18 protein-coding genes and 2 pseudogenes are annotated in these 25225 nt (G+C 65.2%); 13 read left to right on the forward strand and 7 right to left on the reverse strand.

Annotated elements, in window-relative coordinates:
* The first annotated feature begins 132 nt into the window (after positions 1-132).
* The 3 genes and pseudogenes from ACVMB0_RS20685 to ACVMB0_RS20695 all read left to right on the forward strand — a co-directional run bounded on the left by ACVMB0_RS20685 (position 133) and on the right by ACVMB0_RS20695 (position 6165).
* The gene (locus ACVMB0_RS20685) at positions 133-1539 is read left to right on the forward strand and encodes a CoA transferase (RefSeq protein WP_461347486.1); all 1407 of its coding nucleotides are present in this window, start codon (positions 133-135) and stop codon (positions 1537-1539) included.
* Between the two features lie 150 nt (positions 1540-1689).
* On the forward strand, positions 1690-2940 hold the full coding sequence (locus tag ACVMB0_RS20690; RefSeq protein WP_461347487.1) for an efflux RND transporter periplasmic adaptor subunit: 1251 nt from the start codon (positions 1690-1692) through the stop codon (positions 2938-2940).
* An 89-nt stretch (positions 2941-3029) separates the two neighbouring features.
* A pseudogene (locus ACVMB0_RS20695) lies at positions 3030-6165 on the forward strand (efflux RND transporter permease subunit).
* On the opposite strand, the gene ACVMB0_RS20700 reads toward ACVMB0_RS20695, so the two are convergent.
* Positions 6158-7126 (reverse strand): amidohydrolase family protein, encoded by a 969-nt coding sequence (locus ACVMB0_RS20700; protein WP_461347488.1) that lies wholly within the window; start codon positions 7124-7126, stop codon positions 6158-6160. The pseudogene ACVMB0_RS20695 and the gene ACVMB0_RS20700 overlap by 8 nt on opposite strands.
* A gap of 138 nt (positions 7127-7264) precedes the next feature.
* Positions 7265-8683: a TolC family outer membrane protein gene (locus tag ACVMB0_RS20705; RefSeq protein WP_461347489.1), complete on the reverse strand. Its 1419-nt coding sequence runs from the start codon at positions 8681-8683 to the stop codon at positions 7265-7267.
* 241 nt (positions 8684-8924) lie between these two features.
* Between ACVMB0_RS20705 and ACVMB0_RS20710 the strand changes: the two genes are divergently transcribed.
* Positions 8925-10787 carry an acetyl-CoA hydrolase/transferase C-terminal domain-containing protein gene (locus ACVMB0_RS20710; protein WP_461347490.1) on the forward strand — a complete coding sequence of 621 codons (1863 nt, stop codon included), beginning with the start codon at positions 8925-8927 and terminating at the stop codon, positions 10785-10787.
* Here the strand turns inward: ACVMB0_RS20710 and ACVMB0_RS20715 are convergent.
* Entirely contained in the window at positions 10784-11563 is a 780-nt protein-coding gene (locus tag ACVMB0_RS20715; RefSeq protein ID WP_456755830.1) for an enoyl-CoA hydratase, read from the reverse strand. The genes ACVMB0_RS20710 and ACVMB0_RS20715 overlap by 4 nt on opposite strands.
* Positions 11564-11682: 119 nt before the next feature.
* Positions 11683-12354 carry a hypothetical protein gene (locus ACVMB0_RS20720; RefSeq protein ID WP_456755829.1) on the reverse strand — a complete coding sequence of 224 codons (672 nt, stop codon included), beginning with the start codon at positions 12352-12354 and terminating at the stop codon, positions 11683-11685.
* Positions 12355-12678: 324 nt separating this feature from the next.
* On the opposite strand from ACVMB0_RS20720, the gene ACVMB0_RS20725 reads away from it, so the two are divergent.
* Together ACVMB0_RS20725 and ACVMB0_RS20730 are read left to right on the forward strand one after the other, a co-directional pair.
* Positions 12679-13224 carry a sigma-70 family RNA polymerase sigma factor gene (locus tag ACVMB0_RS20725; protein WP_456755828.1) on the forward strand — a complete coding sequence of 182 codons (546 nt, stop codon included), beginning with the start codon at positions 12679-12681 and terminating at the stop codon, positions 13222-13224.
* A 2-nt stretch (positions 13225-13226) separates the two neighbouring features.
* Entirely contained in the window at positions 13227-13865 is a 639-nt protein-coding gene (locus ACVMB0_RS20730) for an NrsF family protein (RefSeq protein WP_456755827.1), read from the forward strand.
* Between the two features lie 314 nt (positions 13866-14179).
* On the opposite strand, the gene ACVMB0_RS20735 is transcribed toward ACVMB0_RS20730, so the two are convergent.
* Both ACVMB0_RS20735 and ACVMB0_RS20740 read right to left on the reverse strand, forming a co-directional pair.
* Entirely contained in the window at positions 14180-15286 is a 1107-nt protein-coding gene (locus ACVMB0_RS20735) for a DUF2336 domain-containing protein (RefSeq protein ID WP_456755826.1), read from the reverse strand.
* 60 nt (positions 15287-15346) lie between these two features.
* Positions 15347-16495, reverse strand: a complete 1149-nt coding sequence (locus ACVMB0_RS20740) for a GGDEF domain-containing protein (RefSeq protein ID WP_461347491.1) — start codon at positions 16493-16495, stop codon at positions 15347-15349.
* Between the two features lie 415 nt (positions 16496-16910).
* Between ACVMB0_RS20740 and ACVMB0_RS20745 the strand changes: the two genes are divergently transcribed.
* The 3 genes from ACVMB0_RS20745 (at position 16911) to ACVMB0_RS20755 (ending at position 19486) form a co-directional block, all read left to right on the forward strand.
* Complete coding sequence (locus tag ACVMB0_RS20745) at positions 16911-17480, forward strand: sigma-70 family RNA polymerase sigma factor (protein ID WP_456755824.1); 570 nt, start codon at positions 16911-16913, stop codon at positions 17478-17480.
* The gene (locus tag ACVMB0_RS20750; protein WP_456756586.1) at positions 17480-18229 is read left to right on the forward strand and encodes a hypothetical protein; all 750 of its coding nucleotides are present in this window, start codon (positions 17480-17482) and stop codon (positions 18227-18229) included. The genes ACVMB0_RS20745 and ACVMB0_RS20750 overlap by 1 nt, the downstream gene beginning before the upstream one ends.
* 762 nt (positions 18230-18991) lie before the next feature.
* Positions 18992-19486 carry a TIGR03809 family protein gene (locus ACVMB0_RS20755; RefSeq protein ID WP_456755823.1) on the forward strand — a complete coding sequence of 165 codons (495 nt, stop codon included), beginning with the start codon at positions 18992-18994 and terminating at the stop codon, positions 19484-19486.
* A gap of 59 nt (positions 19487-19545) precedes the next feature.
* Here the strand turns inward: ACVMB0_RS20755 and ACVMB0_RS20760 are convergent.
* Positions 19546-20917: pseudogene (locus ACVMB0_RS20760) on the reverse strand (TIGR03808 family TAT-translocated repetitive protein).
* Between the two features lie 444 nt (positions 20918-21361).
* Here ACVMB0_RS20760 and ACVMB0_RS20765 point away from each other — a divergent pair.
* Genes ACVMB0_RS20765 through cyoD form a run of 4 tightly spaced genes read left to right on the forward strand, consistent with a single transcriptional unit; the run spans position 21362 to position 25215 of the window.
* Entirely contained in the window at positions 21362-22195 is an 834-nt protein-coding gene (locus ACVMB0_RS20765) for a cytochrome ubiquinol oxidase subunit II family protein (RefSeq protein WP_456798340.1), read from the forward strand.
* Positions 22185-24188 (forward strand): cytochrome o ubiquinol oxidase subunit I, encoded by a 2004-nt coding sequence (cyoB, locus tag ACVMB0_RS20770; RefSeq protein ID WP_461347492.1) that lies wholly within the window; start codon positions 22185-22187, stop codon positions 24186-24188. Before ACVMB0_RS20765 ends, cyoB begins: the two co-directional genes overlap by 11 nt.
* The gene (locus ACVMB0_RS20775) at positions 24188-24829 is read left to right on the forward strand and encodes a cytochrome (ubi)quinol oxidase subunit III (protein ID WP_456755819.1); all 642 of its coding nucleotides are present in this window, start codon (positions 24188-24190) and stop codon (positions 24827-24829) included. Before cyoB ends, ACVMB0_RS20775 begins: the two co-directional genes overlap by 1 nt.
* Complete coding sequence (cyoD, locus tag ACVMB0_RS20780; protein WP_456755818.1) at positions 24826-25215, forward strand: cytochrome o ubiquinol oxidase subunit IV; 390 nt, start codon at positions 24826-24828, stop codon at positions 25213-25215. Before ACVMB0_RS20775 ends, cyoD begins: the two co-directional genes overlap by 4 nt.
* Positions 25216-25225: the final 10 nt, after the last annotated feature.

Below are 25225 nucleotides of genomic sequence, written 5' to 3' on the forward strand. Positions count from 1 at the left end.
GTCGGGCAGAAGGCATGAGATGTGAAGCGGTTTTCCGAGAAGATTATGCCCGACAAGGTATGATGGATGAGATCGGACAACGCTAATTTGTCATCAAGCTCGGGCATAGATTAATCGCAAACGGGAACGCGCATGCAGAGCATCCGTGAGATCCTTGCCGATATCTGGACCGGCGCCGGTGGTGCGCCGTCCGCGCTCGATGCTATCAGGCTTACCGGCAGCGAACCGCAATTGCCGTCGTCGTTTCGGGTCGCCGCCGCCGCGCAGGCGCCGATCGCGGCGGCCGGCCTTGCCGCGGCCGAGATCTGGAAGGCCCGCCGCGGCGAGGGGCAGGAGGTCGCGGTCGACATCCGCCATGCCGTCGTCGAATGCCGCAGCGAGCGCTATCTGCGCGTCGACGGCAAGCCGCCGCCGCCGGCCTGGGACAAGATCGCCGGCGTCTATCGTGTCAGGGACAACCGCTTCGTCCGCCTCCACACCAATTTCCCGCATCATCGCGACGCCGTCTGCAAGGTGCTCGGCTGCAACGCCGAGCGCGACGAGGTCCAGGCCGCGCTGCTGCAATGGGACGGCGAGGCGTTCGAGACCGCGGCCTATGCCGAAGGCGGCGTCGTGGCCCTGATGCGCTCATATGACGAATGGTCGGCGACGCCGCATGCCAAGGAACTGGCAAGACTGCCGCTGATCTCGATCGAGAAGATCGGCGAGGCGGCGCCCAGGCCCTGGCCCGCCGGCGATCGGCCATTGGCCGGCATCCGGGTGCTCGACCTGTCGCGCGTGATTGCAGGCCCCGTCGCCGGCCGCACGCTCGCGGCGCATGGCGCCGACGTACTGCTGATCTCCGGTCCCGGCCTGCCGGCGATTCCCTGGCTGACCATCGACACCGGCCGCGGCAAGCTGACGAGCCTCATCGAGCTGAAAAGCGCGCAGGGGCGCGCCGTGATGCGCGGCCTGGTGGCGCAGGCCGACATCCTCTCGCAGGGCTATCGCCCGCAGGCGATCGCGCGGCTCGGCTTCGCTCCGGAGGACGCGGCGCGGATCAATCCCGGGATCGTCTATGTGACGCTGTCCGCCTATGGCCATGCCGGACCATGGGCGGAGCGCCGCGGCTTCGATTCGCTGGTGCAGACCACGACCGGCTTCAATCACGCCGAGGGGCAGGCGGCCGGCGTCGACGGACCGAAGGAATTGCCGGCCCAGATGCTCGACCACGCCACCGGATATTTCATGGCGTTCGGCGCCATGATGGCCAGGGCCCGCCAGGCCCGCGAGGGCGGCAGCTGGCACGTCCGGGTGTCGCTGGCGCAGACCGGGCGCTGGCTGTGGAATCTCGGCCGCCTCGACACCGGCCTTGCCACCGAGGACCTCAAGGCGGAGACGGTGCGGCCCTTCATCGAGCAGCTTCCGTCCGGTTTCGGCACGCTGAGCTCGGTCCGGCACGCGGCGATCCTGTCGCGGACCCCGGCGCATTGGTCCCGCCCGGCCATGCCGCTCGGCAGCCAACCCCCAGAGTTTCCTGCCCCGGAGTTTCCCGGATGAGACGTTCAGCCGCCGTTCATGCCGCCGAAACTTTAACCTCAAGCGCAGCCGAACCGCGTTTTTTAGGTTGTTTGCGACACCAATTCGGCACTATTAGCGCACCGCTGCGGCCGTATCGTCGGCAGCGGCAGCGACCGGGCCCCGGACCGCATGCTTAGAGAGCTTAGCAAACGAATGCAGACCCTTAGCCGACCGCGGCTGGTGACGGTGGTGGTGGTGGCGGCGCTGGCCGGTGCCGCCGTATACGGCTATACGCGTCTCAGCGCAGCCAAGCCGACGCCGTCGTCCGAGGTTTCCAGCCAGTCCCGCAAGGGCGGATCGCGTTACACCCCCACCGCGCCCGAATGGGCCAGCCTGACCTTCCAGGCGGTGGCCGAGCATACCTTCCGTTCCGAATTGGTGACCGAGGGCAAGATCGGAATCGATGAAGATCGTTCGACCCCGGTGTATTCGCCCTATACCGGCCGCGTCACCCGCCTGCTGGTGCGGCCGGGCGAGAGCGTGACCAAGGGACAGCCGCTGTTCGTGATCGAAGCCGCCGACACGGTGCAGGCGCAAAACGATTATGTCGCGGCGATGACAGGCCTCAACAAGGCGCAGTCGGCGCTCGACCTCGCTGCGATCCAGGAGAAGCGCGCCAAGGACCTGTCCGACGGCAAGGCGATCCCGCTGAAGGATTATCAGCAGGCGCAGGCCACGCTGGTGCAGGCCCAGAACGACGCGCGCTCGGCGCAGACCTTGCTCGAGGCCGCGCAGAACAAGCTGCACATCCTCGGCTTCGGCGACGATGCCATCACCACGCTGCAGCAGAAGGGCCGGCTCAATCCGGAGACGACGGTGTTCGCGCCGCTCGGCGGCACCATCGTGCAGCGCAAGGCCGGTCCGGGCCAGTACGTCTCGACCGGTGCCAGCGATCCGGTCTATGTGATCGGCGATCTCTCCACCGTCTGGCTGATCGCCTATGTCCGCGAGTCCGATGCCGATAATGTCGCGGTCGGGCAGGACGTCAGCTTCAGCGTGATGGCGCTGCCGGGCAAGGTGTTCTCGGCCCGGATCAACTACGTGGCCGCGGCGATCGATCCGACTTCGCGCCGGCTCTTGGTCCGCGCCACCATCGACAATGCCGACAACCGGCTGAAGCCGGAGATGTTCGCCAACGTGACGCTGTATTCGAAGGGCGAGCATCCGGCGGTCGGCGTGCCGAAGCAGGCGCTGATCTACGAGGGCGATCAGGTTCGCGTCTGGGTCGCGAAGCCCGACGACAAGACCATCGAGCTGCGTCAGATCAAGCCCGGCCTCATCAACGGCGATCTCGTCGAGGTCGCCGGCAACCTCAAGCCGGGCGAGCAGATCGTGACGAAGGGAAGCCTCTTCATCGACCGCGCCGCGTCCGGCACGTAACGACGCATGATCCGGAAAACGGGGACCCGGCGTTCCGGATCGACTATGCTCAGCAAGAAAAATCCTCACCGTTGAAAGCTCCGATCTGAATGGATCGCCTGGTCGCAATCGCCGTCAACCGCCGCTACTTGATGGTGGCCTTGTTCGCCATCGTCTTCATCGGCGGTCTGCTCGCATTCCAGCAGCTCAACATCGAGGCCTATCCCGACCCGACCCCGCCGATGGTCGACATCGTGACCCAGAGCCCGGGCCTCTCGGGCCGAGGAGATCGAGCGCTACATCACGATCCCGATCGAGACCCAGGTCGCCGGCATCAAGAACCTGAAGACCATCCGTACTATCTCGCTGTACGGCCTCTCCGACGTCAAACTGCAGTTCTCGTTCGACTACACCTATGACGAGGCGCTGCAGCAGGTGCTGAACCGGCTGTCGCAGCTCGCCCCGTTGCCGGGCAACGTGCAGCCTGGCATCTCGCCGACCAGCCCGATCGGCGAGATCTTCCGCTACCGGCTGAAGGGGCCGCCGAACTACAGCGTGCTCGACCTCAAGACGCTGCAGGACTGGGTGCTGCAGCGCCGCTTCCGCGCCGTGCCCGGCGTGATCGACGTCACCGGCTGGGGCGGCAAGACCAAGACCTACGAGATTCAGGTCGACTTCAACAAGCTGGTCGCCAACGGCCTGACGCTGCCGCAGGTGCTGCAGGCGGTCTCCAACGCCAACATCAATGTCGGCGGCAACACCGTGAATATCGGCTCGCAGTCGGCTGTGGTGCGCGGCGTCGGCCTGATCCGCTCGATCGACGATCTCGCCAACACCATGATCGCGCAATCCGGCGGCAATCCGGTGCTGGTCAAGGACATCGGCGCGGTCACGATCGGCGAGAAGCCGCGGCTCGGCATCGCCGGCATCGACGGCGACGACGACATCGTGCAGGGCATCGTGCTGATGCGCCGCGGCGAGCAATCGTCGCCGACGATCGCCCGCGTCGAGCAGCTGGTCAACCAGATCAACAATTCGACGATCCTGCCGCCCGGCGTCAAGATCGAGCGCATCTATGACCGCAAGGACCTGATCGAGCTCACCACGCACACCGTGCTGCACAACATGGTGGTCGGCATCCTCTTGATCGTGCTGCTGCAGTGGATCTTCCTCGGCGATCTCCGCAGCGCGCTGATCGTCGGTGCGACGATCCCGTTCGCGCTGTTCTTCGCCGTGATCATCCTGGTGCTGCGCGGCGAATCCGCCAATTTGCTGTCGGTCGGCGCGATCGATTTCGGCCTGATCGTCGATGCCACCGTCATCATGGTGGAGGCGATCTTCCGCCGGCTGTCGCAGACCACGGCGCTGTCGGAGATCGAGCGGGCGCACATCTCCGAGGATACGGTGATGGGGATGAAGAGCCATGCGATCCTGTCGGCCGCGGCCGACGTCTCGCGCTCGATCTTCTTCGCCGCCACCATCATCGTCGCCGCGTTCCTGCCGCTGTTCACGTTGGGCGGCGTCGAGGGCAACATCTTCGGGCCGATGGCGCGGACTTATGCCTATGCGTTGGCGGGCGGACTGTTGGCGACCTTCACGATCACGCCGGCGCTGAGCGCGATCATCCTGCCGGCGCATATCCACGAAACCGAGACCTGGATCGTCAAGAAGCTCGACGCGATCTACCTGCCGGTGCTGAACTGGGCGATCGCCAACCGCAAGATCGTGATGGCCGGCGCCGCCGGCCTCGTGGTCATGACCATCATCTTCGTGCGCTTCCTCGGCCTCGAATTCCTGCCCAAGCTGGAAGAAGGCAATCTGTGGATCCGCGCCACGCTGCCGCCGACGATCTCGCTGCAGGAGGGCAACGCCTACGTCAACGAGATGCGCAAGCTGATCCGCAGCCGCCCCGAGGTGGTGTCGGTGGTGTCGCAGCACGGCCGCCCCGACGACGGCACCGACGCGGCCGGATTCTTCAATGCCGAGTTCTTCGCACCGTTGAAGCCGGCCAGCGAATGGCCAAACACGCATGACAAGGACGAACTCACCGCGCAATTGCTCAGCCAGTTGCAGGACAAGTTTCCCGGCGTCGAGTTCAACTTCTCGCAATATCTGCAGGATAACGTCTCGGAGGCGGTGTCCGGCGTCAAGGGCGAGAACTCGATCAAGCTCTATGGCAACGACTTGCAGGCGCTGACCGACACCGCCAACAAGATCAAGTCGGTGTTGTCGACCGTGCAGGGCGTCACCGACCTCGCCGTGTTCACCTCGCTCGGCCAGCCGACCGTCCAGATCGACGTCGATCGTGCGCGGGCGGCGCGTTACGGCCTGTCCCCGGGCGACATCAACGCGACGATCAAGGTCGCGGTCGGCGGCGACACCGCGGGCGATCTCTATGAACCCGGCAGCGACCGCCACTTCCCGATCATCGTGCGGCTCGCGCCGGACTACCGCAAGAGCGCCGAGGCGATCCAGAACCTGCGGGTCGGGGCGAGCAATCCCAATGGCGGGATCACGCAGATCCCGCTGAGCGAGGTCGCCTCGATCAAGCTGGTCTCGGGCGCGGCCTACATCTATCGCGAGCAGCAGGAACGCTATCTGCCGATCAAGTTCTCGGTGCGCGACCGCGATCTCGGCAGCGCGATCCTGGAAGCGCAGCAGAAAGTCAACGAGCAGGTCCAGTTGCCGCCCGGCTCTCGGCTCGAATGGGTCGGCGAGTTCGGCAATCTGCAGGATGCGATCAAGCGGCTGTCGATCGTGGTGCCGATCAGCCTGGTGCTGATCGCGGTGCTGCTGTTCTTCAATTTCGGCTCGATGGTCGACACCATGCTGGCGATGAGCGTGATCCCGATGGCGATCTTCGGCGGCGTGCTCGGGCTCTTGATCTCCGGCATCCCGTTCAGCGTGTCGGCGGCGATCGGCTTCATCGCGCTGTTCGGCATCGCCGTGATGGACGGCATCATCATCCTGTCGCAGTTCAACCAGCTGATCGACGAGGGCTACGACCGGATGCGCGCGGTGATCCGCACCGGCGAGTTGCAGCTTCGTCCGGTGCTGATGACCTGCGTCGTCGCCGGCATCGGCCTGCTGCCGGCGGCGGTGTCCGAGGGCATCGGCTCGCAGGTGCAGAAGCCGCTCGCCATCGTCGTCGTCACCGGCATGATGCTGGCGCCGCTGGTGATCCTGGTTACGCTGCCGGTGCTGATCTCCTACTTCTCGCGCCGGCCGAGGGATAGCGTCAGGTGAAGCCGTAGAGCCGTGCCGGATTGTCGACCAGGATGGTCTTGCGCACCGCGGCGTCCGGCGCCCAGACCGGAAGCTGGTTGAGGAGGCGGCCGTCGTCGATCTGATACAGCGGCGTCACGTCGGTGACCTTCCTGCCTGGTGGCGTCACCGAATCCGGGTGCGGCCAGTCGGTGCCCCAGACGATGCGCTCGGCATTGGCCGCGATCAGCGCCTGCGCCAGCGGCGCGGCGTCGGCATAGTCGGGCGCGAGCTTGGAGGCGCGGTAGGCGCCGGAAATCTTGACATAGGCCTTGCCGGACCTGACCAGCGCGAGCAGGTCGTCGAACCGCGGCTGGCCGGTGCCGAGCGCGGCCTCGGCGCCGCCGAAATGGTCGAACACGACCGGCACCGGCGCCGTGGCTACCAGGTCCTTGATCGCGGAGATCATGGCGAGGCTGGTGAACAGCTGGACATGCCAGCCGCGCGCCTTCATCCGCTCGATCGCGGCCGAGAAGCGCTGCCGGCCGACATTGGGATCGTTGACGCCGCCGGTCGCGAGGTTGAGGCGGATGCCGCGGAAGCCGGCCTTGTGCATGGCATCAAGATCGCCCTCGCTGGTCTTGTCGTCGATCACGGCGACGCCGCGTGCGGTCGGCCCGCGCGCGATCATGCCGAACAGCGTCGACGAATTGTCGGGGCCGTAGACGCTCGGCGTCACGATCACCACGCGCTCGACATGCAGCGCCTTGTGCAGCGCGCTCATCTCCTCCGGCGAGGCCGGCTCGGGGGTGTAGACGCGGCCGGCGAAGAACGGGAACTTGGCGGGATCACCATGGATGTGGGTGTGGCAGTCGCACGCACCGGCAGGCACGTCGAAATTCACCGCGGTCGATGGTTGTGCGGCCCTGGAAAATGCGTTGCTGCTGGTCATGGTCACTCCGGCTGCGATGGAAGCCAGCATCATATCGCGTCGCGTCAGCATTGGACGTCTCCCTGCGTGCTCGGCTGTTATGCGCGCACTCCGCGCACCGGCTTTGTTGATGGCCGGCGGGGCGGGAGGTTATCGGCGGAGAAAGCGGGCGGGAAGGGTGCGTTCGCTGCGCGACCGGTTCCACAAAGCCTATTGTCCCGATGGCGTGCGCAAGCCGTGCCAGGCGTCGCGGACCTGGTGGTAGTGCACCTCGGGCAGATAGTCCGGCGTCTTGAGATTGAGCGTCTTGACGTCGAGACGCCCGACCGCGCTGAGCAGCGTGTAGGAAGCGACCACGCGGTCGCGCTGCGCACCGATCAACCGCGCCCGCGCCGTGATCAAATCCTGCTGGGCGTTGAGCACGTCGACCGTGGTGCGCTGGCCGCCGGCGGCTTCCTTCTGCACGCCGGCCAGCGCAACCTCGGCGGCCTTCACCTCCGACTCGGAGGCCGACACCGCGATCTTGGCGCCCTCATTGGCGACCCAGGCGCTGACCACGGCGGTCTTGGCCTGATTGCGCACCTGATCCAGCACCAGCCGGCTCTGCGCCGCCACTTCCTTGGCCTGCCGGGTCTGCGAGGCCGCGGTGCCGCCGTCGTAGATCGGCTGGGTGATCTGGCCGATCACCGATGCCTGATCGGTGCCGAAGGTGCCGAGCGTCTGGTCGGTATCACGGGCGCGGCTGACGCTGCCCTGCACCGAGACGTTCGGCATCAGGCTGCTCTCGGCGACGCGGATCGAGGTCGAGGCGACGTCGACGTCGAAGCCGGCCGCGGTCACGGCGGGGTGCTCGCGGAGCGACAATGCGATCGCGTCCTCGCGGCTGCGCGGCAGCAGCCGGTCGGTGGTCTCGGCTGGCCGCAATTGCGACGGCGGGTTGCCGATCACCTGCGCATAGGTGGCCTGGCTGATCGCGAGGTTGACCTCGGCGGCATTGAGATCGGCGAGGCCGCGGTTGAGCCGGGCCTCGGCCTGGGCGGTGTCAGTCGGCGTGACGTCGCCGGCATTGAGGCGGCGCTGGGTGATCGCCTGGGTCTCCTTCAGGAAGGCGACGTTGGAGCGCTGCGCCTCGACCAGGGTCTGGTTGGCCAGCACGTTGGTATAGGCGGTGACGGCGTCGAGCAGCACGCCCTGGCCGACATTGCGCAGCGCCTCGCGGCCGGATTGCACCTGCAGCTCGGCGACGCGGACGCTGTTGGCGGTCTTGAAGCCGTTGAACAGGGTCTGGGTCACCGTGACGCCGATCTGCCAGGGCTTCAGCGTCGCGGTCTGGATGACGTTGCCGGGCAGCTGGTCGCGCACTGCCTGCAGGCCGACCGAGAGACCGGCTGTGATCTGGGGGCGATAGCCGGCCAGCGCCTGCGGCACGTTCTCGTCGGTGGCGCGCTGGCGCGCTCGTTCGGCATTGAGCTGCGGATTGGTCTGATAGGCCTTGACCAGGGCTTCGGGCAGGCTCTCTGCGCGGGCGGCAGGACAGGTCAGCAGCGCGCACGCCAAGGCGCCAAGGCCGATGCCCGACAAAAGCACGCGCCTCGCCACCTCGCCGATCTCAGCGGCACGCTCAACCATGTGATCCCGCACACCAAAGCCCCGGCAGTCCGCACCCGCAGACGCCATCGACACATCTACCTGTTTACGGGCCACGACGGCCACAGGCAAACCGCCACGCGACATCTGCACATCATTTCGGTTCTTGTCTGTTGCCGGTTCGTCACAGGCGAACGCAACTGTCATATGAAGTATAAGTTCGAACCGCCGGCCGTCGATTCAGCGGTGCCGGTTATCCACTGCCTGCCCGGGTTCATTGCAGATGCCCAAGTTTTTCTCTGACCCCGAGGCGATCGCCGAGCACATCGTTCGTGACGTCGGAACCGAGCTGGTGGTCGGGCTGCCGCTCGGCCTCGGCAAGGCCAACCACATCGTCAATGCGCTGTATGCGCGGGCGGCCGCCGACCGCTCCATCAACCTGACGCTGTTCTCGGCGCTGACGCTGGAAAAGCCGAAGCCGAACAGCCTGCTCGAACAGCGCTTCATCGGCCCGGTGATCGATCGCCTGTTCGGCGGTTATCCGGATCTCGTTTATGCGGATGAGCTGCGTCACGGCGCGCTTCCGCCCAACGTCAAGGTGATCGAATTCTTCTTCCTCGCGGGCCAGTGGCTGTATCGGCCCTTCGCGCAGCAGAACTACATCTCCGCCAATTACACCCATGCGGCGTCCTACCTGCTGTCGCGCGGATTGAACGTCGTCCCCCAGCTGGTCGCCAAGCGCATGGTCGACGGCGTGCCGCGCTACAGTTTGAGCTGCAACACCGACACGACGCTCGACGTGCTGCGCGCCCGCGCGCAGCGGCGGGCGTCGTTCAAGCTGATCGGCCAGGTCAATTCCGAGCTGCCGTTCATGCCCGGGCCCGGCGACTTGCCCGCGGATGAATTCGCTGCTGTGCTCGACAGTCCGGATACCGATTTCCCGCTGTTCGCGCCGCCATCGGAGCCGATCAGCGATACCAAATATGCGATCGGATTGCATGCCGCGGGCCTGGTCCGCGACGGCGGCACGCTGCAGATCGGGATCGGGCAGGTCGGCGATGCGCTGGCGCAGGGGCTCGTGGTCCGCCATCGCGACAACGCCCAATTCCACGGCATCATGCAGCGCCTTGCACCCGGCACCGAGCAGCTCGCGGCGGCCGAGACCGGGCCATTCGAGAAGGGACTCTATGGTGTCAGTGAGATGCTGTTCGAGGCATTCCTCGGACTGATCGATGCCGGCATCCTCAAGCGCGACGTCGACGGTGTGATCCTGCACGGCGCGTTCTTCCTGGGGCCGCAATCCTTCTACCGCGCGCTGCGCGAGATGCCGGGCGAGCAGCTGGCGCGAATCCAGATGATGCCGGTGTCCTTCACCAACGAGATCTTCGGCGACGAAGCGGGCAAGCGCCGCGCCCGGGTCGAAGCGCGCTTCGTCAACAACGCGATGATGGCGACGCTGCTCGGGGCGGCGGTCTCCGACGGGCTCGAGAATGGCCAGGTTGTGAGCGGCGTCGGCGGCCAGTACAATTTCGTCGCGCAGGCCTTCGCGCTGGAGGGCGCGCGTTCGGTGCTGGCACTGGAGGCGACCCACCAGTCCGGCAAGCAGGTGCAGTCGAACATCCGCTGGTCCTACGGCCACGAGACCATTCCGAGACACCTGCGCGACATCTTCGTCACGGAATATGGCGTTGCGGATACGCGCGGGAAATCCGACGCGGACGTGATCGCCGCGATGTTGCAGGTATCGGACTCGCGCTTCCAAGGCGAGCTGATGCGGCAGGCCAAGGACGCCGGCAAGCTGCCGCGCAGCCACGAGATCGCCGCGGCCCATCGCGAAAATTATCCCGAGCGCATCGGCGCTGCGCTGAAGCCCGCGCGCGAGGCTGGGCTGCTGCCGTCATTTCCGTTCGGCAGCGACTTCACCGATGTCGAGCAGCGGCTGATTCCGGCCTTGCAGATCTTGCAGCAGGCGCAGCGTGCGCCGCTGCAGCTCGCCGGCCTGCTGTGGCAGGGCATGCACCATCCGCCCGATGCCGCCGACCGCGAATGCCTGGCGCGGCTCGGCCTCGACAAGCCGACGCATGTTGCCGAGCGCGCCTATCGCGCACTCGTCACCGCGGCCTTGCAACGAAGCCGAAGGGGTTAGCGGTTCTTGTTGACCGGCTTGCGCTTCTCGATGAAGGCCGCCATGCCCTCGGCGCGATCCTCGAGCGCGAAGGTCGAGTGAAACAGATTGCGCTCGACATTCATGCCTTCGGCGAGCGGCGTCTCGAACGCGCGGTTGACGGCTTCCTTGGCCATCGCGACCGCCGGGCGCGACATCGAGGCGATCTTCTCGGCCGCGGCGAGCGCCTCTTCCATCAGCTTGTCGGCCGGAACGATCCGCGACACCAGGCCGGAGCGCTCGGCTTCCGCCGCGTCCATCATCCGCCCGGTGAGGCAGAGGTCCATCGCCTTCGACTTGCCGATCGCGCGGGTCAGCCGCTGGGTGCCGCCGATGCCGGGAATGGTGCCGAGGGTGATTTCCGGCTGGCCGAACTTGGCGGTGTCGGCGGCGATGATGATGTCGCACATCATCGCGAGCTCGCAGCCGCCGCCGAGCGCATAGCCCGCGACCGCCGCGATGGTCGGCTTGCGGCACCGCGCGACGCGGTCGCCGCCGATCGCGGTGAAGTCGCTGTTGAACATGTCGATGAAGCCCTTCGGCTGCATCTCCTTGATGTCCGCGCCGGCGGCGAACGCCTTTTCGCTCCCGGTGATCAGGATGCAGCCGATCTTGTCGTCGGCCTCGAGATCGTCGACCGCCGCGGCGATCTCGCGGAACACGCCGAACGACAGCGCATTCAGCATTTTCGGCCGGTTCAGCGTGATGACGCCGACCGGTCCCTTGCTCTCGACGATGATGAATTCGAACGTAGCCATGACGCAAACCCCGTGCCTGATTTGGCGGGCAATGTGCCCGCTGGCGGGATGCGCTTCAAGGGGCAGCAACGGGGCTTTGGGCCGCGCCTGCGGCGCTGCTGCGCCGCAGGCCGGCTCGGCTAGGCCATGAACATCCGTGCGGCGGAGGCGACCGTGAGCAGGGCGCCGAAGCCGATGAAGATCTTCCCGATCAGCGAGGTCTGGTCCAGGGTCGCGCTGTCGCTGCTCGCCAGCACGGGAGCCGGCTTGGGGGCGGCCGTGGCGGCAGGCGGGGGCTGCGGCGCAGGCGCTTCCTGTTGCGCGGTCTGCGGTTGAGCCGGTTGCGGCTGTTCCGCCGGCTGCTCCTGCTGGAGGGCCCGGTCGACGTCGTTGAGCTGGTCGGACGCGACCACGTTGCTATCGGGCTGCGCGTCGGCGGGCTTGTCGGAGGCGGCCATCACAGGATTGACACTGGCGGGCGCGGGGCTCGCATTGCCTTCGCCGGAGGTCAGCTCCGCGTTGGCATTGGCGACCGTGGCGGGCATGCCCACCGAGGTCACGCTGCCGGCGTCGCTCGCGGCCTTCTTGGCCTCGGATTTGTCAGCCGTCTTCGACGATTGGTGACGCGCATGGCGCCGGCCATGCCGCGAACTCTGCTGCGCAGACGTGTCGGTGGTTGCGTTGTCGGATTTTGATGCGGACGCGTCCGAACCGGCCGCGGAGGCCGGCAACGGAGCTGCGAGACACACGACAAGTCCTGTCAGCCCTGTCGCAATCATCAAGGCCAAGCGCCCGCTGGCTTTGATCTTCATTCTGATGATCTCCCCATGATGCCCACCCAAATGCGAAAAGAGACCCGGCTGCGTGTCCACACCGGGGCAGAAAGAGGGAATCTTCGGGCCTGAGGGGGCAAAAGCTGGGCAATTTCGTCCCACCGGCCCGTCGGCGGCGACAGGCGGTGCTTGTCGAACCGATCGGTGTTATGAGCCGTTCCGTCTGCAAACCCGCCGGAGCGATTCTTTGCGGCTGATGCTCGGCGCGGCCTGGCCGAAGGATCGCGATCACGAATTCGTGATGCTGTCGGCTTGCCGCGTAACGAACTGAAAGATCGGCCGAATTGCAATTCAGGAGCCTGCGTGCGCGAACGTGAGGATGAATGGACCGACCTGATGCGGTCGGCCATTTCAGGCGATGACGCGGCGTATCATCGCCTGCTCAGGGCCATCACGCCGGTACTCCGTGCCGCGGCGCGACGTGGCTTGGCGCGTGCGGGTCAACCGGTCGATCAGTCCGAGGACATTGTGCAGGACATCTTGTTGGCGGTGCATTTGAAGCGACAGACCTGGGACACCAGCGCGCCGTTCGCGCCGTGGCTGTTCGCGATCGCGCGCAACAAGCTGATCGACGCGCTGCGCCGCCGCGGCCGGCGCATCTTCGTCAACATCGATGATTTCGCCGAGACGCTGCCGGGAGAAACACCGGAGCCGACCGCTTCGCCCGGCGAGGTCACCGCGCAGCTGCAGACGCTGCCGGCGCGGCAGCGCGACGTGCTGCAATCGATTGCGGTCGACAGCGCCTCGATCAAGGATACCGCGACGAAACTCTCGATGACCGAGGGCGCGGTGCGGGTCGCGCTGCATCGCGGGCTTGCGAGCCTCACCGCGAAATTACGGGACCGATGAGCATGGATACCGATCAACTCATTCGAACCCTTGCCGCAGACAACGCCTATCGCGCGCGCCCGATCGGTCTGGCCCTGATGCTGGCGCTGCTGGCGGCGGCGCCGGTCTCGCTGCTGATCTTCTTCGCCGAGCTCGGCGTGCGCCCGGACGTGATGAGCGCGATGCACAATCCGTTCTTCGACCTGAAATTCGCGGTGACCCTGGCGCTCGCCGCCTCGGCGATCGCGGTCAGCCTGCATCTGTCGCGGCCGGAAGCCTCGCTGCGCAGCTTCGGCTGGTGGCTGCTGATTCCGGCCGGCATCCTCGTTGCCGCCATCAGCGGCGAGATGATGATGCCGCAGCGGACGCCGATGATGACGCGCCTGATCGGCAAGAACTCGATGGCGTGCATGACCGCGATTCCCGCGATGTCGCTGCCGCTCTTGGTCGGCGCGCTGTATGGGCTGCGGCAGGGCGCTCCGGCGCGGCCGGCGGTCGCCGGCGCGGTGGCCGGCCTGCTGTCGGCTGGGCTCGCGGCGACCGTCTATGCCTCGCATTGCACCGACGACTCGCCGCTGTTCGTCGCGACCTGGTACACGCTGGCGACCGTGATCGTCGCAAGCGTCGGCGCGTTGATGGGAAGTCGAGCGCTACGGTATTGAGTGATCGTAGCCCGGATGCAGCGGAGCGACTGGGCAAGAATTGTGTTGTGAGCTGATTAGTTGGCGGGAGCGAAATCCGGCTGCGCTCTAACCTCCCCTTGAAAAGGGGAGGTCGCTTTGCTCGCCAGAGCAAAGCGGGTGGGGATCAGCTCTCTCCACGAACAACGTCGCCTGCGGCTGACCCCCATCCCGACCTTCCCCCTTCAGGGGGAAGGAGAAGACCGTAGCCGGATGGAGCGCAGCGAAATCCGGGGAGCCTTTGCGCGGTTGCATTGAATCCCGGATTGCGCTGCGCTCCATCCGCGCTACGGAAATCAGGCCGCGGGCGCGGACTGCTGCATGCGGTGGAAGCGCAGCACCTGCTGCGCGGTCGACGGCCGCAGCCGCTCATAGGTGTCCTTGCAGGCCTGCAAGTCGGTCGGCTCTGCGCCCGAGATCTCGTCGCGCAGGTTGATGATCGATCGCACCGTCGACCATGACAGGCTCGAGACCTTGGCCAGGATCATCACGCCTTCGGCGCGGGTTTCGATCATCATGTTCTCTGCGATGCTGACCGAGACGTTGGCGAGCGCGGCGAGCGAGGCGTTGGTCTCGTCGAACTTGCCGGCCTCGGCGAAGGCCGCGAGCTGGAATTCGTCAAGCCGTCCGTCCTGGTAGAGCGATTTGACCAGCGCATGCGCAATGGTGGTGTCCGACGTCACGGCAGCCGGCGCCGAGCGCGCGCGTCGCGTGGCTTCCTTCACCGCGATCGGAATCTCCTTGGCCTGCTGCGGATTGGCAGCCTCGAGGCGTTGCCTGACCGTATCCGAGGCCTTGGCGACCAGCTTGAGATAGAGATGCCGCGGGATGTTCGGGCGCAGCCCGACGCAGGTCGACAGGTTCTCGTCGCCCTCGGCGCGGCTGACCAGTCGGGTGAAGCCGCGCTCGGTGAATTCCGCGCCGGGATTGTTGACCGCGCTCTGGATCACCTCGTCATTGCCGCGCAGCACCAGCACATCGGTGACGGCACCGCTCAGCGACTTGCGGTTGGAGATCGCGAGCAGATGCGCCTGGCTCTTGCTGCGCGCCATCTCGATCAGGGTGTCGTCGTCGAGCCGCGGCGACAGCGTCAGCACGGGGCCTGCGACCTCGATCAGGTCGTCGAATGCCAGCGTGCGGATGGTCTGCGGCGGCGCGGTGTCGATCGGGGCGAGGCGGTTGGCGAGCAGCGCCTTGGCCGAGCTTTCGATGTGCTCGAGCAGGCATTGGAAGACGTCGTCGAACAGCACGATCTGCTCGTCCGAATAATTCACCGAGCCGTTGATGAAGAGGTCGGTCACCCGGCGCAGGGTCTCGACACGGCGTGCGACGGTGCCGTGGGCGAGGGTGGTCTGCAACTCGTCGAGCAGACTTTCGGGGGCGGTCGCGGGCTTCGAACTCATGACTCTGTCCTGGAGCGGTGGCGGCGGTTTCTCCGTCGCCGAATAGGGAAACGAAAGGGGTCAGGCGCTGGCGATGCGGTTGCGTCCCCTGGCCTTGGCTGCGTAAAGCGCGCCATCGGCGCGGGCGAGCAATGTGTCGGAGGTTTCCTGCGGCTTCAGTGTCGTGACGCCCGCGGAGATCGTGACCCGCATTCCCGGCGAGAACGCGCTCCAGTCGAGGTCGGCGATGATCGCGCGCAGCCGCTCGAGCGCACGCGTCGCCTGGTCCTGCGACAGCCCGGGCAGCACCAGCAGGAATTCCTCGCCGCCGTAACGGCCGAAGCGATCGATGCTGCGCAGATTGGCGAACATGCCGATGGCGAAGGTGCGCAGCGCCTCGTCGCCGATCGGATGGCCGTAGACGTCGTTGATGCGCTTGAAATGGTCGAGGTCGATCAGCGCGACCGCGCAGGAGCTGCCGTTGCGGGCGCAGCGCGCGATCTCGTCCTCGAGCGTGCGCATGATGCTGCGGCGGTTGGAGGTGCCGGTCAGTTCGTCGAGCTCGGCGAGCTCCTCGATGCGGCGGTAGGCCTCCTTCAGCTTCAGTCCGCTCTGATACAGCGATTGCTGCATCGCGCTCGAGAAGATCCCGAGATACATGCAGCGCCCGATGGTCAGCGCGAACACGATCATGGTGGCGAGGCGCTCGACCTTGGTGGCGGTCGGCATCCCGATCAGCCTGTCGGTTCCGAGGAACAGCGCGGCCAGGCCCAGCACCATGATGGTCCAGACCACAGCGGTCTGCCGCGCCGAGGTCCGCAGCGCGCCGAAGCTGAACACCACGAACAGGTTGCAGAGGAACAGCACGCCGACTTCCGGCGCGATGTAGGTGAACAGCAGCAGGTTCACCATGTTGACGGCCGATTGCGGCGCGACCAGATAGTGGTCGCGAAAGCGCTCGTGAAAGCCGCGCTCCGAGAGCACGACGTAGACGGCGACCAGGGACAGGCCGGTCAGGGCATAGCCGGTCGCCACCGCAACCGTCGTGGTGCCGGCATGCGCGTAGATCAACAGCACGACCGCATCGAGCGCGAAACAGGCGGCAATCATCGATTGGATCTGGCGGCGCTGCCTCGCCCGGCGCGCCAGGCGCTCGCGCGTCAGCGTGGGACGGCCGCTGTCCGGTGCGTCCGCGATCGGGCCGGGAAGTGACGACGCAGCGCTGCCCATGGTCTCGCCATTGCTGAAATCCCGCGAAATCTAAGTGGGAAAGCCTTTAGGTTTGGTATCTTTTGGAACCGACGCAACCCCGGTGAAACCCGGCCACGGCCCTTGTTTCGTAAGGAGAATCCGGTTGGCCGGGCCGATCGGGAGCGATCATGTGGCGGGCCTGCGCCGCGGCCCGCCTCGCGACGGCGCTGGCGTGGCGGCGAAGCCTTGCTATGGTCGCGCCACGGAGCGTGCCTGCGAGAGTATGCGGTGTTATGATACCATTTTTGGAGTCGCCAACGATTTTCCCTCATCGGAATCGTCGGCTGTGTCATAGATCACACATGCGGTCCGGACATTGCCGTAATGTGAAGAATCTTGGCTCTCGCGTCGAACCACGCGCCACCACCCTCAGACCAACTTTGCGAGACGGCCATTGAGCGCGACACAGGCGGCTTCAGACGATGTTCTGATCGCTCGGATCGCTCAAGGCGACCGGCTTGCCATGCAGGTGCTGTACGGACGGCATCATGTCAGGGTGTACCGCTTCGGGCTTCGGCTGGTGCGGGACGAACAGGTGGCGGAGGACCTCATCAGCGAGGTCTTTCTGGACGTGTGGCGTCAGGCGGGCAAATTCGAGGGACGATCCGCCGTTTCAACCTGGCTTCTGGCGATTACCCGGTTCAAGGCCTTGTCTTCGCTGCGGCGAAGGAAAGACGCCGAACTGGACGACGAGGCCGCGAACGCGATCGAGGACACGTCCGACGATCCGGAAACGGCAGTGCAGAAGAAGGACACCGGTGACACGCTGCGCAAGTGCCTGACGGGACTATCGGCGGAACATCGGGAAATTGTCGATCTTGTCTACTATCACGAGAAATCCGTGGAAGATGTCGCTGAGATCGTGGGGATTCCGGAGAATACCGTGAAGACGCGCCTGTTCTATGCGCGCAAGAAACTTGCCGAGTTGCTGAAGGCAGCCGGTGTCGAGCGAGGTTGGCCATGATGGCTGCGAGCAACAAGAAAGTGCAGGGCCAGGATCCTGACGACGTCGAGATGCTGCTGCCTTGGCACGCGGCCGGCACGCTGAACGCGCGTGACGCGCGCCGTGTCGAGGACGCGCTCGCGTCCGATCCGGAGCTCGCCCGGCAATATGCCGTCATCCGCGAGGAATATGCCGAGACCATCGGCCTCAACGAGAGCCTCGGTGCGCCCTCGGCGCGCGCCATGCAGAAGCTGTTTGCCGCGATCGATGCCGAGCCGGAGCGCAAGCCGTCGGCGGGCGCGCGGGTGTCGGCCGGGATCTCGGAGTTCTTTTCCAAATTGTCGCCGCGGACGCTGGCCTGGTCGTCCAGCCTCGGTGCGGTCGTGGTGTTGCTGCAGGCTGGCGTGATCGGGGCGGTGCTGATGCGCAGCCAGCCGGCCTCGTTCCAGACCGCCTCGCTTGATGCCGTCGAGCAACGCAGCGTGCCGGCCGCACCGAGCCCGGCCATTGCGCCCAGTGCGCCGATCACGCGTGACCTCGGTGCCAGCGTGGCGGCGACGCTGCCGACGCGGCTGTTGGTGCGCTTCACGCCCGACGCCCGGATCGCCGACATCACCGCGCTGCTGGACAGTTACCAGGGCGCGATCGTCGACGGGAAGGGCGGCATGTTCCGCTTGCAGTTCCGCGCGATGGACAAGGACAGTATCGCCGCGCTGATCGCCCGTTTGCAGAAAGAGAAGATCGTCAGCCTCGCCGTCGAAACGCCGTAAGCGACCGCAGACGGTTTTCGGGTCGAGGTCATTTGCGGCCAGACCGGACCGGACGCGGCGATTGCCGCGGTCGCGGACAAACCGTCGCAGCCTCGCAAACTCCCCATCGCAATAACACTTCCGTGAGCCTCACGTTGAATGAACCCGCGCGGTCGTTCGCATCGGAGGTTTCTGCCGCAAATTGCCTTGCCGCACAGTGATTTTCGGCGCGCAGCGCCTGAAACGGTACGGCGGAACCGGGCGGGGAAAGTGTTAAAAAAATCGCGGAGGATTTGAACGTCCGCCATCCTCTCACGACTTATGTGTGTGGGAGCGGTTTATCCCTCCCCGGCTATATCAGGCGCGAGCGCCCATCCACCCCAAGCGCCCATATGGCTTTGACCCGTCCGGTTGTCCCCCCGGACGGGTCTTTGCTTTTGGGGGCACCCTTGCATGACCGGCTGGCGCCGAACCCGGCGGATGCTTCAGGCCTTGCGCAGCGCGATCGCGAACGGCATGGGTGCGCGACGGCGGCGATAATTGCTGTGGATCATCCGGCTGCGCGGGGCGTGCACAGGATGCACACGGCCACCATGCAAGCCGATGACCTGACGATGGTTCGCGCAAGAAACTCCGTAGTCGAGCGGACTTCTTTGATCGCCCATTCCCGATTAAGAATTCAGTTAGACTTTATTTACCTTTTCCACAGAATATCAGGGTCGCGTCCAGTTGATTCGGTTCGGTTGCGTCTGCGTCCGTCTCTTTCCCTGCGGGCAAGTTTGAATGACACATCGGACCGACGTGGCCAGAGGCCAGGAAATTGTTGCGCGCTGGTGCAACCTTGCCGAGCAAAGGCTGGAACACCTTACCGAACTGTTCGAGACCGGACGCTGGCGCCGCTATCACAGCGAGCAGGCCTTTCTCGAGAACATCAGGGAAGCACGGGCCGCGGTCGAGATCTGGCGGGAATTGCTGACGCGCGAAGCTGCGCTCGACAATTCGCCGATCGACTTGTCCTGGCTCGGCCGCGGCAGCTCGATCCTGCCGCCGCGCCGCATCTCGCCGGCACCGGAGCGCCGGTCGGAGGCCGCCACACTGGCGGAGGCCGCGATGACCGCGGTTGCAGCCGCGCTGGAGACGGCAGCCGAGGTGCTGGAGGAGCCGCCCACCGTGACCGACGCGCCGCCGCTGGAGATGCCGCCTCCGGCTGCGCGGCCGCCGGTGCTCGATCTCGACACCATTCAGCGCCGCTATCCGCTGCTGCGCAACGCGCTGTAGAGCATGATCCGGAAAACTGTGAAGCGGTTTTCCGAAAGATCATGCTCAAACAAGAGGCGCTAACGCCGCACTGCATTGGCGCCGACAACGAGCTGGGCAACTTGCTGGGCGCCGCCCGCCGACAGATCCGACGTGATCGGGCGGGCGTGGTCGAGCCCGACCACCGCGCCGCCTGGGGTTTCCGCGATCATGTTGTTGTTGATCAGCGCGGAGCCGGCGCCCGGCACCACCGAGACGCCGATGCCGACGAACGCCTTGCGGATCACATTGCCTGATATCGCGACATCGCGCAGGTACTTGCCCCAGCCGGCGACGATGCCGAAGGTCGGCGCATTCTCGATCACGTTGCCGGTCACGGTGCTGTCGGCCTCGACATAGATGCCGATGCCGGCGCCGTCGTTCGGGTCGGTACCGACGGGGCGCTTCGGCAGCAGATTGCGGATGATGTTGCCCTGGACCACCGCGATGCGGCCGCCCTCGTTGAAGTTGCAGACGGAGACGCCGATTGCGGCGCCGTCGACGGTGTTGTTGGCGATCACAGCGGCCTCGAATGAGAATTCCGAATAGAGCGCCACCTCGCGGACATTGCTGACGCTGTTGTCGGTGATGTGGATGTTGGACGCCGAATTGCCGCGCACCGCGGAGAAGTCGCAGTTCCTGATGCGGTTGCCGCGCACGATCACATTGCCGGCGCGGAACGCGTTGATGGCGTTGCCGTACTGCCCGGAGCCGCCGGGGGCCGGCCTTGATGTCCTCGATGCGGTTGTCGGCAACGATCGAGCCGTCGTCGCCGATCGCACTGCGCAGGATCTCGATGCCGTTATCGTTGGTGCCCTTGATGGTGTTGCGCGCGACCATCAGGCCGAGCGCGTCGAACGACACCAATGCCGTGCTCGCGATGTCGGTGAAGACATTGTTGCTGACGTCGCCCGACATCTGCTCGAACCAGATGCCGGCGCCGCCGCTGCCTGTGAGCTGGCAATCGGTGATGCGGATGTCGCGCCCGGACAGGCAATGCAGCAGGCCGCGCCGCGCCGGCAGCGGGATGCTGCCGCCGTCGAAGGTGAGGCCCATCAGGACGATGCCGTCGGCGCCTTCGGCTTCCAGCAGCGCGGCGCCGCCGTTGAAGACGAGCCGGCTGGCGCCGCGCACGCCGATCAGCTGGCTGCCGGGCGCAAGCCGCAACAGGCCGCTGCGATAGATGCCGGGCGGGAACGCCAGCGGCACCTGCGCGCGCGCGGCGTCGTCGATCGCGCGTTGCAGATTGCGGGTCTGGTCGTCGGGGCTGCCGGGGCGGACACCATATTGGGTGACGTCGCGGCCGAGCGAGCCGGCCGATTGCGCCGCGCGCGCGGCATCCGGCGACATCGCAAGCGCACCGGCTGCGCCTGCGGCGGTTGCTCCGATCAGATGGCGGCGGTTGACGTCCATGGGCATGGCCCTCGCACATAGTCGCGAGCGGTGACGTTCGCGGATCGAGTGGTAGCGCGAAACCCGGTGCTGCATGGTGAACACGCCGACGCAACCGGGCGATTGTTGGCGGTAGGGTTAATCCCGGGTGCAACCTATTCACGTCAAGCAGTCAAGCAATCGGATGACCTGCGCGAGGCGAGGCCACTGTCGCCAGTCAGGGCCTCGATCGCGCGCCAGCTCGGTTTGGCAGAGACAGATGCCGGCATCGCGTGCCGCCCCCGCATTCCCACCCGCCCGGGAGGATCGCGAGACGCCCTCTTCCAGGACCTGCAAGATTCCTGCCGGATACGTTCGATCGAACTCCATCTCAGCTTAGGAACCGCGACGTTCCCGGCGCGTTTGGGCAGGTCACGCAGGGCGCGTGTCTGCAACCACTCAAGCCATACTTGAGATCGGCTTCCCGTGAACATCCTCCATCCGCAAGGTCCAGTCGCTATCGCCGACAAGATGATCCTGATCGACTCGATCGCGATCATGCTGGCGATCGTGGTGCCGACCATTGTCGCTATCCTGGCGTTCGCCTGGTGGTTTCGCGCTTCGAATCCGCACGCCCGATATCAGCCGTCCTTCGTCTATTCCGGACGTGTCGAAATGGTGGTCTGGGCGATCCCTGCGCTCACGATCATCCTGCTCGGCGGCGTGGCTTGGATCGGCTCGCATCAGCTCGATCCCGCAGCGCCGGTGCCGGGAACCGGGGCGCCCGTCCGCGTTCAGGCCGTCTCGCTCGATTGGAAATGGCTCTTCATCTACCCGGACCAGCGCATCGCCACCGTCAATGCGCTGACCGTGCCGGCTGGAGCTGAGCTGAATTTCGAGCTGACATCCTCGAGCGTGATGAACGTCTTCTTCGTCCCGCAACTCGGCAGCATGATCTACACCATGAACGGCATGGTGACGAAGCTGAACCTGCGTGCCGACAATGAAGGCAAGCTGCAGGGACTTTCGGCGCATTTCTCCGGCGACGGATTTCCCGACATGATGTTCGACGTCAACGTCATCTCGCCGCTCGCTTTCCCGGACTGGGTGGCCGAGACGGCGAAATCCGATTCCATACTCAACGAGGCCTCCTACAGGAAGCTGATGCAGCAATCGGTCGAAAAGGGAAGGCCGACTTTCCGGCTGGAGGACCCACGGCTGTTCGACATGATCGCAACCCAGCACATTCCGCCGGGTCCGGGGCCGCAGATCAGCGCGAATGCCGGACGCGAGCGCAGTGGAGAGCACGATGCTCGGTAAGCTTGATTGGTCGGCGATTCCGCTCGATCAGCCGATTCCGCTGGTCGCGGGCGCCGTGGTGCTGATCGCGATACTGGCGGTGCTCGCTTGGGTCATCGCCAAGGGACATCTGCCCTATCTCTGGCATGAATGGATCACCAGCGTCGATCACAAACGGATCGGCGTCATGTACATCCTGCTTGCTTCGGTGATGCTGCTGCGCGGCGGCAGCGACGCCATCATGATGCGAATCCAGCAGGCGATCGCCTATCAATCGCAAGGCTATCTGCCGCCGGAGCATTACAACCAGATCTTCTCGGCTCACGGCACCATCATGATTTTCTTCGTGGCGATGCCGTTCGTGATCGGGTTGATGAACCTCGTCGTGCCTTTGCAACTCGGCGTGCGCGACGTCGCCTTTCCAACCCTCAATTCGGTCGGCTTCTGGTTGACTGCGACCGGCGCGTTGCTGGTCAATGTCTCGCTCGTGGTCGGCGAATTCGCGCGCACCGGCTGGCTGGCCTTTCCGCCACTCTCAGAGCTGTCCTACTCGCCGGGCGTCGGCGTCGACTATTACGCCTGGTCGCTCCAGATCTCCGGAGTAGGAACGCTGGTGGCGGGTATCAATCTCGTCACCACTGTGCTGAAGCTGCGCACCAGGGGCATGAACTATCTGCGCATGCCGATGTTCTGCTGGACCACCCTTGCTTCGAACCTGCTGATTGTCGCGGCTTTTCCGATCCTGACCGCGACCCTCGCGATGCTTCTGCTCGACCGCTATCTCGGCTTCCACTTCTTCACCAACGAAGCCGGCGGCAATGTCATGATGTTCATGAACCTGATCTGGGCGTGGGGACATCCCGAAGTCTACATCCTTGTGCTGCCGGCCTTCGGCATCTATTCGGAGGTGGTGTCGACCTTCTCCGGGAAGCCGTTGTTCGGTTACCGCTCCATGGTGCTCGCCACGATGGCGATCTGCGTCATCTCCTTCATGGTGTGGCTCCATCACTTCTTCACCATGGGCGCGGGACCCGACGTCAATTCGATCTTCGGCATCGCCAGCATGATCATCGCTGTGCCGACGGGCGTGAAGATCTACAACTGGCTGTTCACCATGTATGGCGGCCGCATCCGCTTCGCGACGCCGATGCTGTGGTCGGTCGGCTTCATGGTCACCTTCATCATCGGTGGGTTGACCGGCGTTCTCGTCGCGGTGCCGCCAGCCGATTTTCTGCTCCACAACAGCATGTTCCTGGTCGCTCATTTCCACAACGTGATCATCGGCGGCGTGCTGTTCGGCGCCTTCGCCGGCCTTGAATACTGGTTTCCGAAGGCTTTCGGCTTCCGTCTCGACGAACGCTGGGGCAAAGCGGCGTTCTGGTTCACCTTCACCGGCTTTTACCTCACCTTCATGCCGCTTTACGTCGTGGGACTGCTCGGCATGACCCGGCGCATGCAACATTACGACGTTGCGGAGTGGCGGCCGTGGATGCTCGTGGCCGCGGCCGGCATGGCGGTGCTGACGATCGGCGTACTGTGCCAGGTCATACAGCTCGTGGTGAGCATCCGCAACCGTGCGGCGTTGTGCGATCGCACCGGCGATCCCTGGGACGGCCGTTCACTGGAATGGGCAACGTCGTCACCGCCGCCGGTGTTCAACTTCGCCTTCTATCCGAACGTACGCGGTGAGGATGCCTATTGGGCGCTCAAGCTGCACGCCAAGGGGCAGCAGCTCGAGGATCGCTTCGAGCACGAGTATGAGGATATCGAAATGCCGAGGAACTCGCCGACCGGCTTCGTCTGCGCATTCTTCGCCACCGTCATGGGTTTTGCGCTGATCTGGCACATCTGGTGGATGGTGATCCTCGGCGGTCTGGGCGCATTCGCGACATTCGTGGTGTTCGCCTGGCGCGACCATGACGAGTACGTCATTCCGGCGGCCGAGGTCTCGCGGATCGACCGCCTCAATATCGAGGAGCGCCGAGACCTCGTCAGCGCTGCGGGTACGCTGTGATGGCAATCGCCGCGACCATCACCGACGCGCATGCCGACCCGCATCACCTCGGGCGTGCAGTCGAACATCCGGGGCCTGCGCCGAAACGCATCGTGACGGCCTATGGCTTCTGGATATTCCTGCTCTCCGACATCGTGATGTTCTCCTGCTTCTTCGCGGCCTACGCGGTGCTGGTCAATCAGACCGCCGACGGCCCGAAGGGGTCGGAGATATTCGACCAGAAGAGTCTCGCGGTCGAGACCGTATGTCTGTTGCTGTCGAGTTTCTCCTGCGGCATGGCCAGCATCGCAGCCGACCTCCGCAACAGGCTCTGGTTCTACCTGTCGATGGCGGTCACCTGCGTGCTGGGGCTTGCATTCCTCGCCATCGAGTTCCGGGAGTTCGCCGATCTGGTGTCCCGCGGCTTCGGGCCGTCGCGCAGCGCCTTCCTGACGGCATTCTTCTCGCTGGTCGGATGCCATGGCCTCCATGTCTCGGCCGGGATCTTGTGGCTGCTCACGATGATGGCCCAAGTGTTCGCCAAGGGCTTTCGCGCCGATATTATGCGCCGCATCATCTGCTTCGCGCTGTTCTGGCATGCGCTCGACATCATCTGGGTCGCCGTGTTTTCGGTCGTTTACCTGCTCGGAGGTGCGCCATGACCGAGTCGTCCGAACATCTCATCGAACGGCACGACGTTGCCCCGGGCGATGAAGGGGAACATGATCTTCGCGCCAGATTGCTGGGTTATGTGCTCGGCCTTGGCCTGGCGTTGCTGCTGACCGCCACCTCATTCTTCATCGCCGGAACCGATCTGGTCTGGCAGCCGAGCATTCCGATCGCCATCATCGTGCTCGCAATCGCGCAGATGGGCGTGCATCTCGTGTTCTTCCTGCACATCACGACAGGACCTGACAACACCAATAACGTCCTGGCATTGGCGTTCGGCCTGCTGATTGTCTTCCTGGTTGTTGGCGGCTCCATCTGGATCATGCAGCACCTCAATCAGAACATGCCGCCGATGGATCGCATCATGCAGATGCAGTGAGCGAGGGCTG

Source organism: Bradyrhizobium sp. USDA 4451, assembly GCF_054822585.1.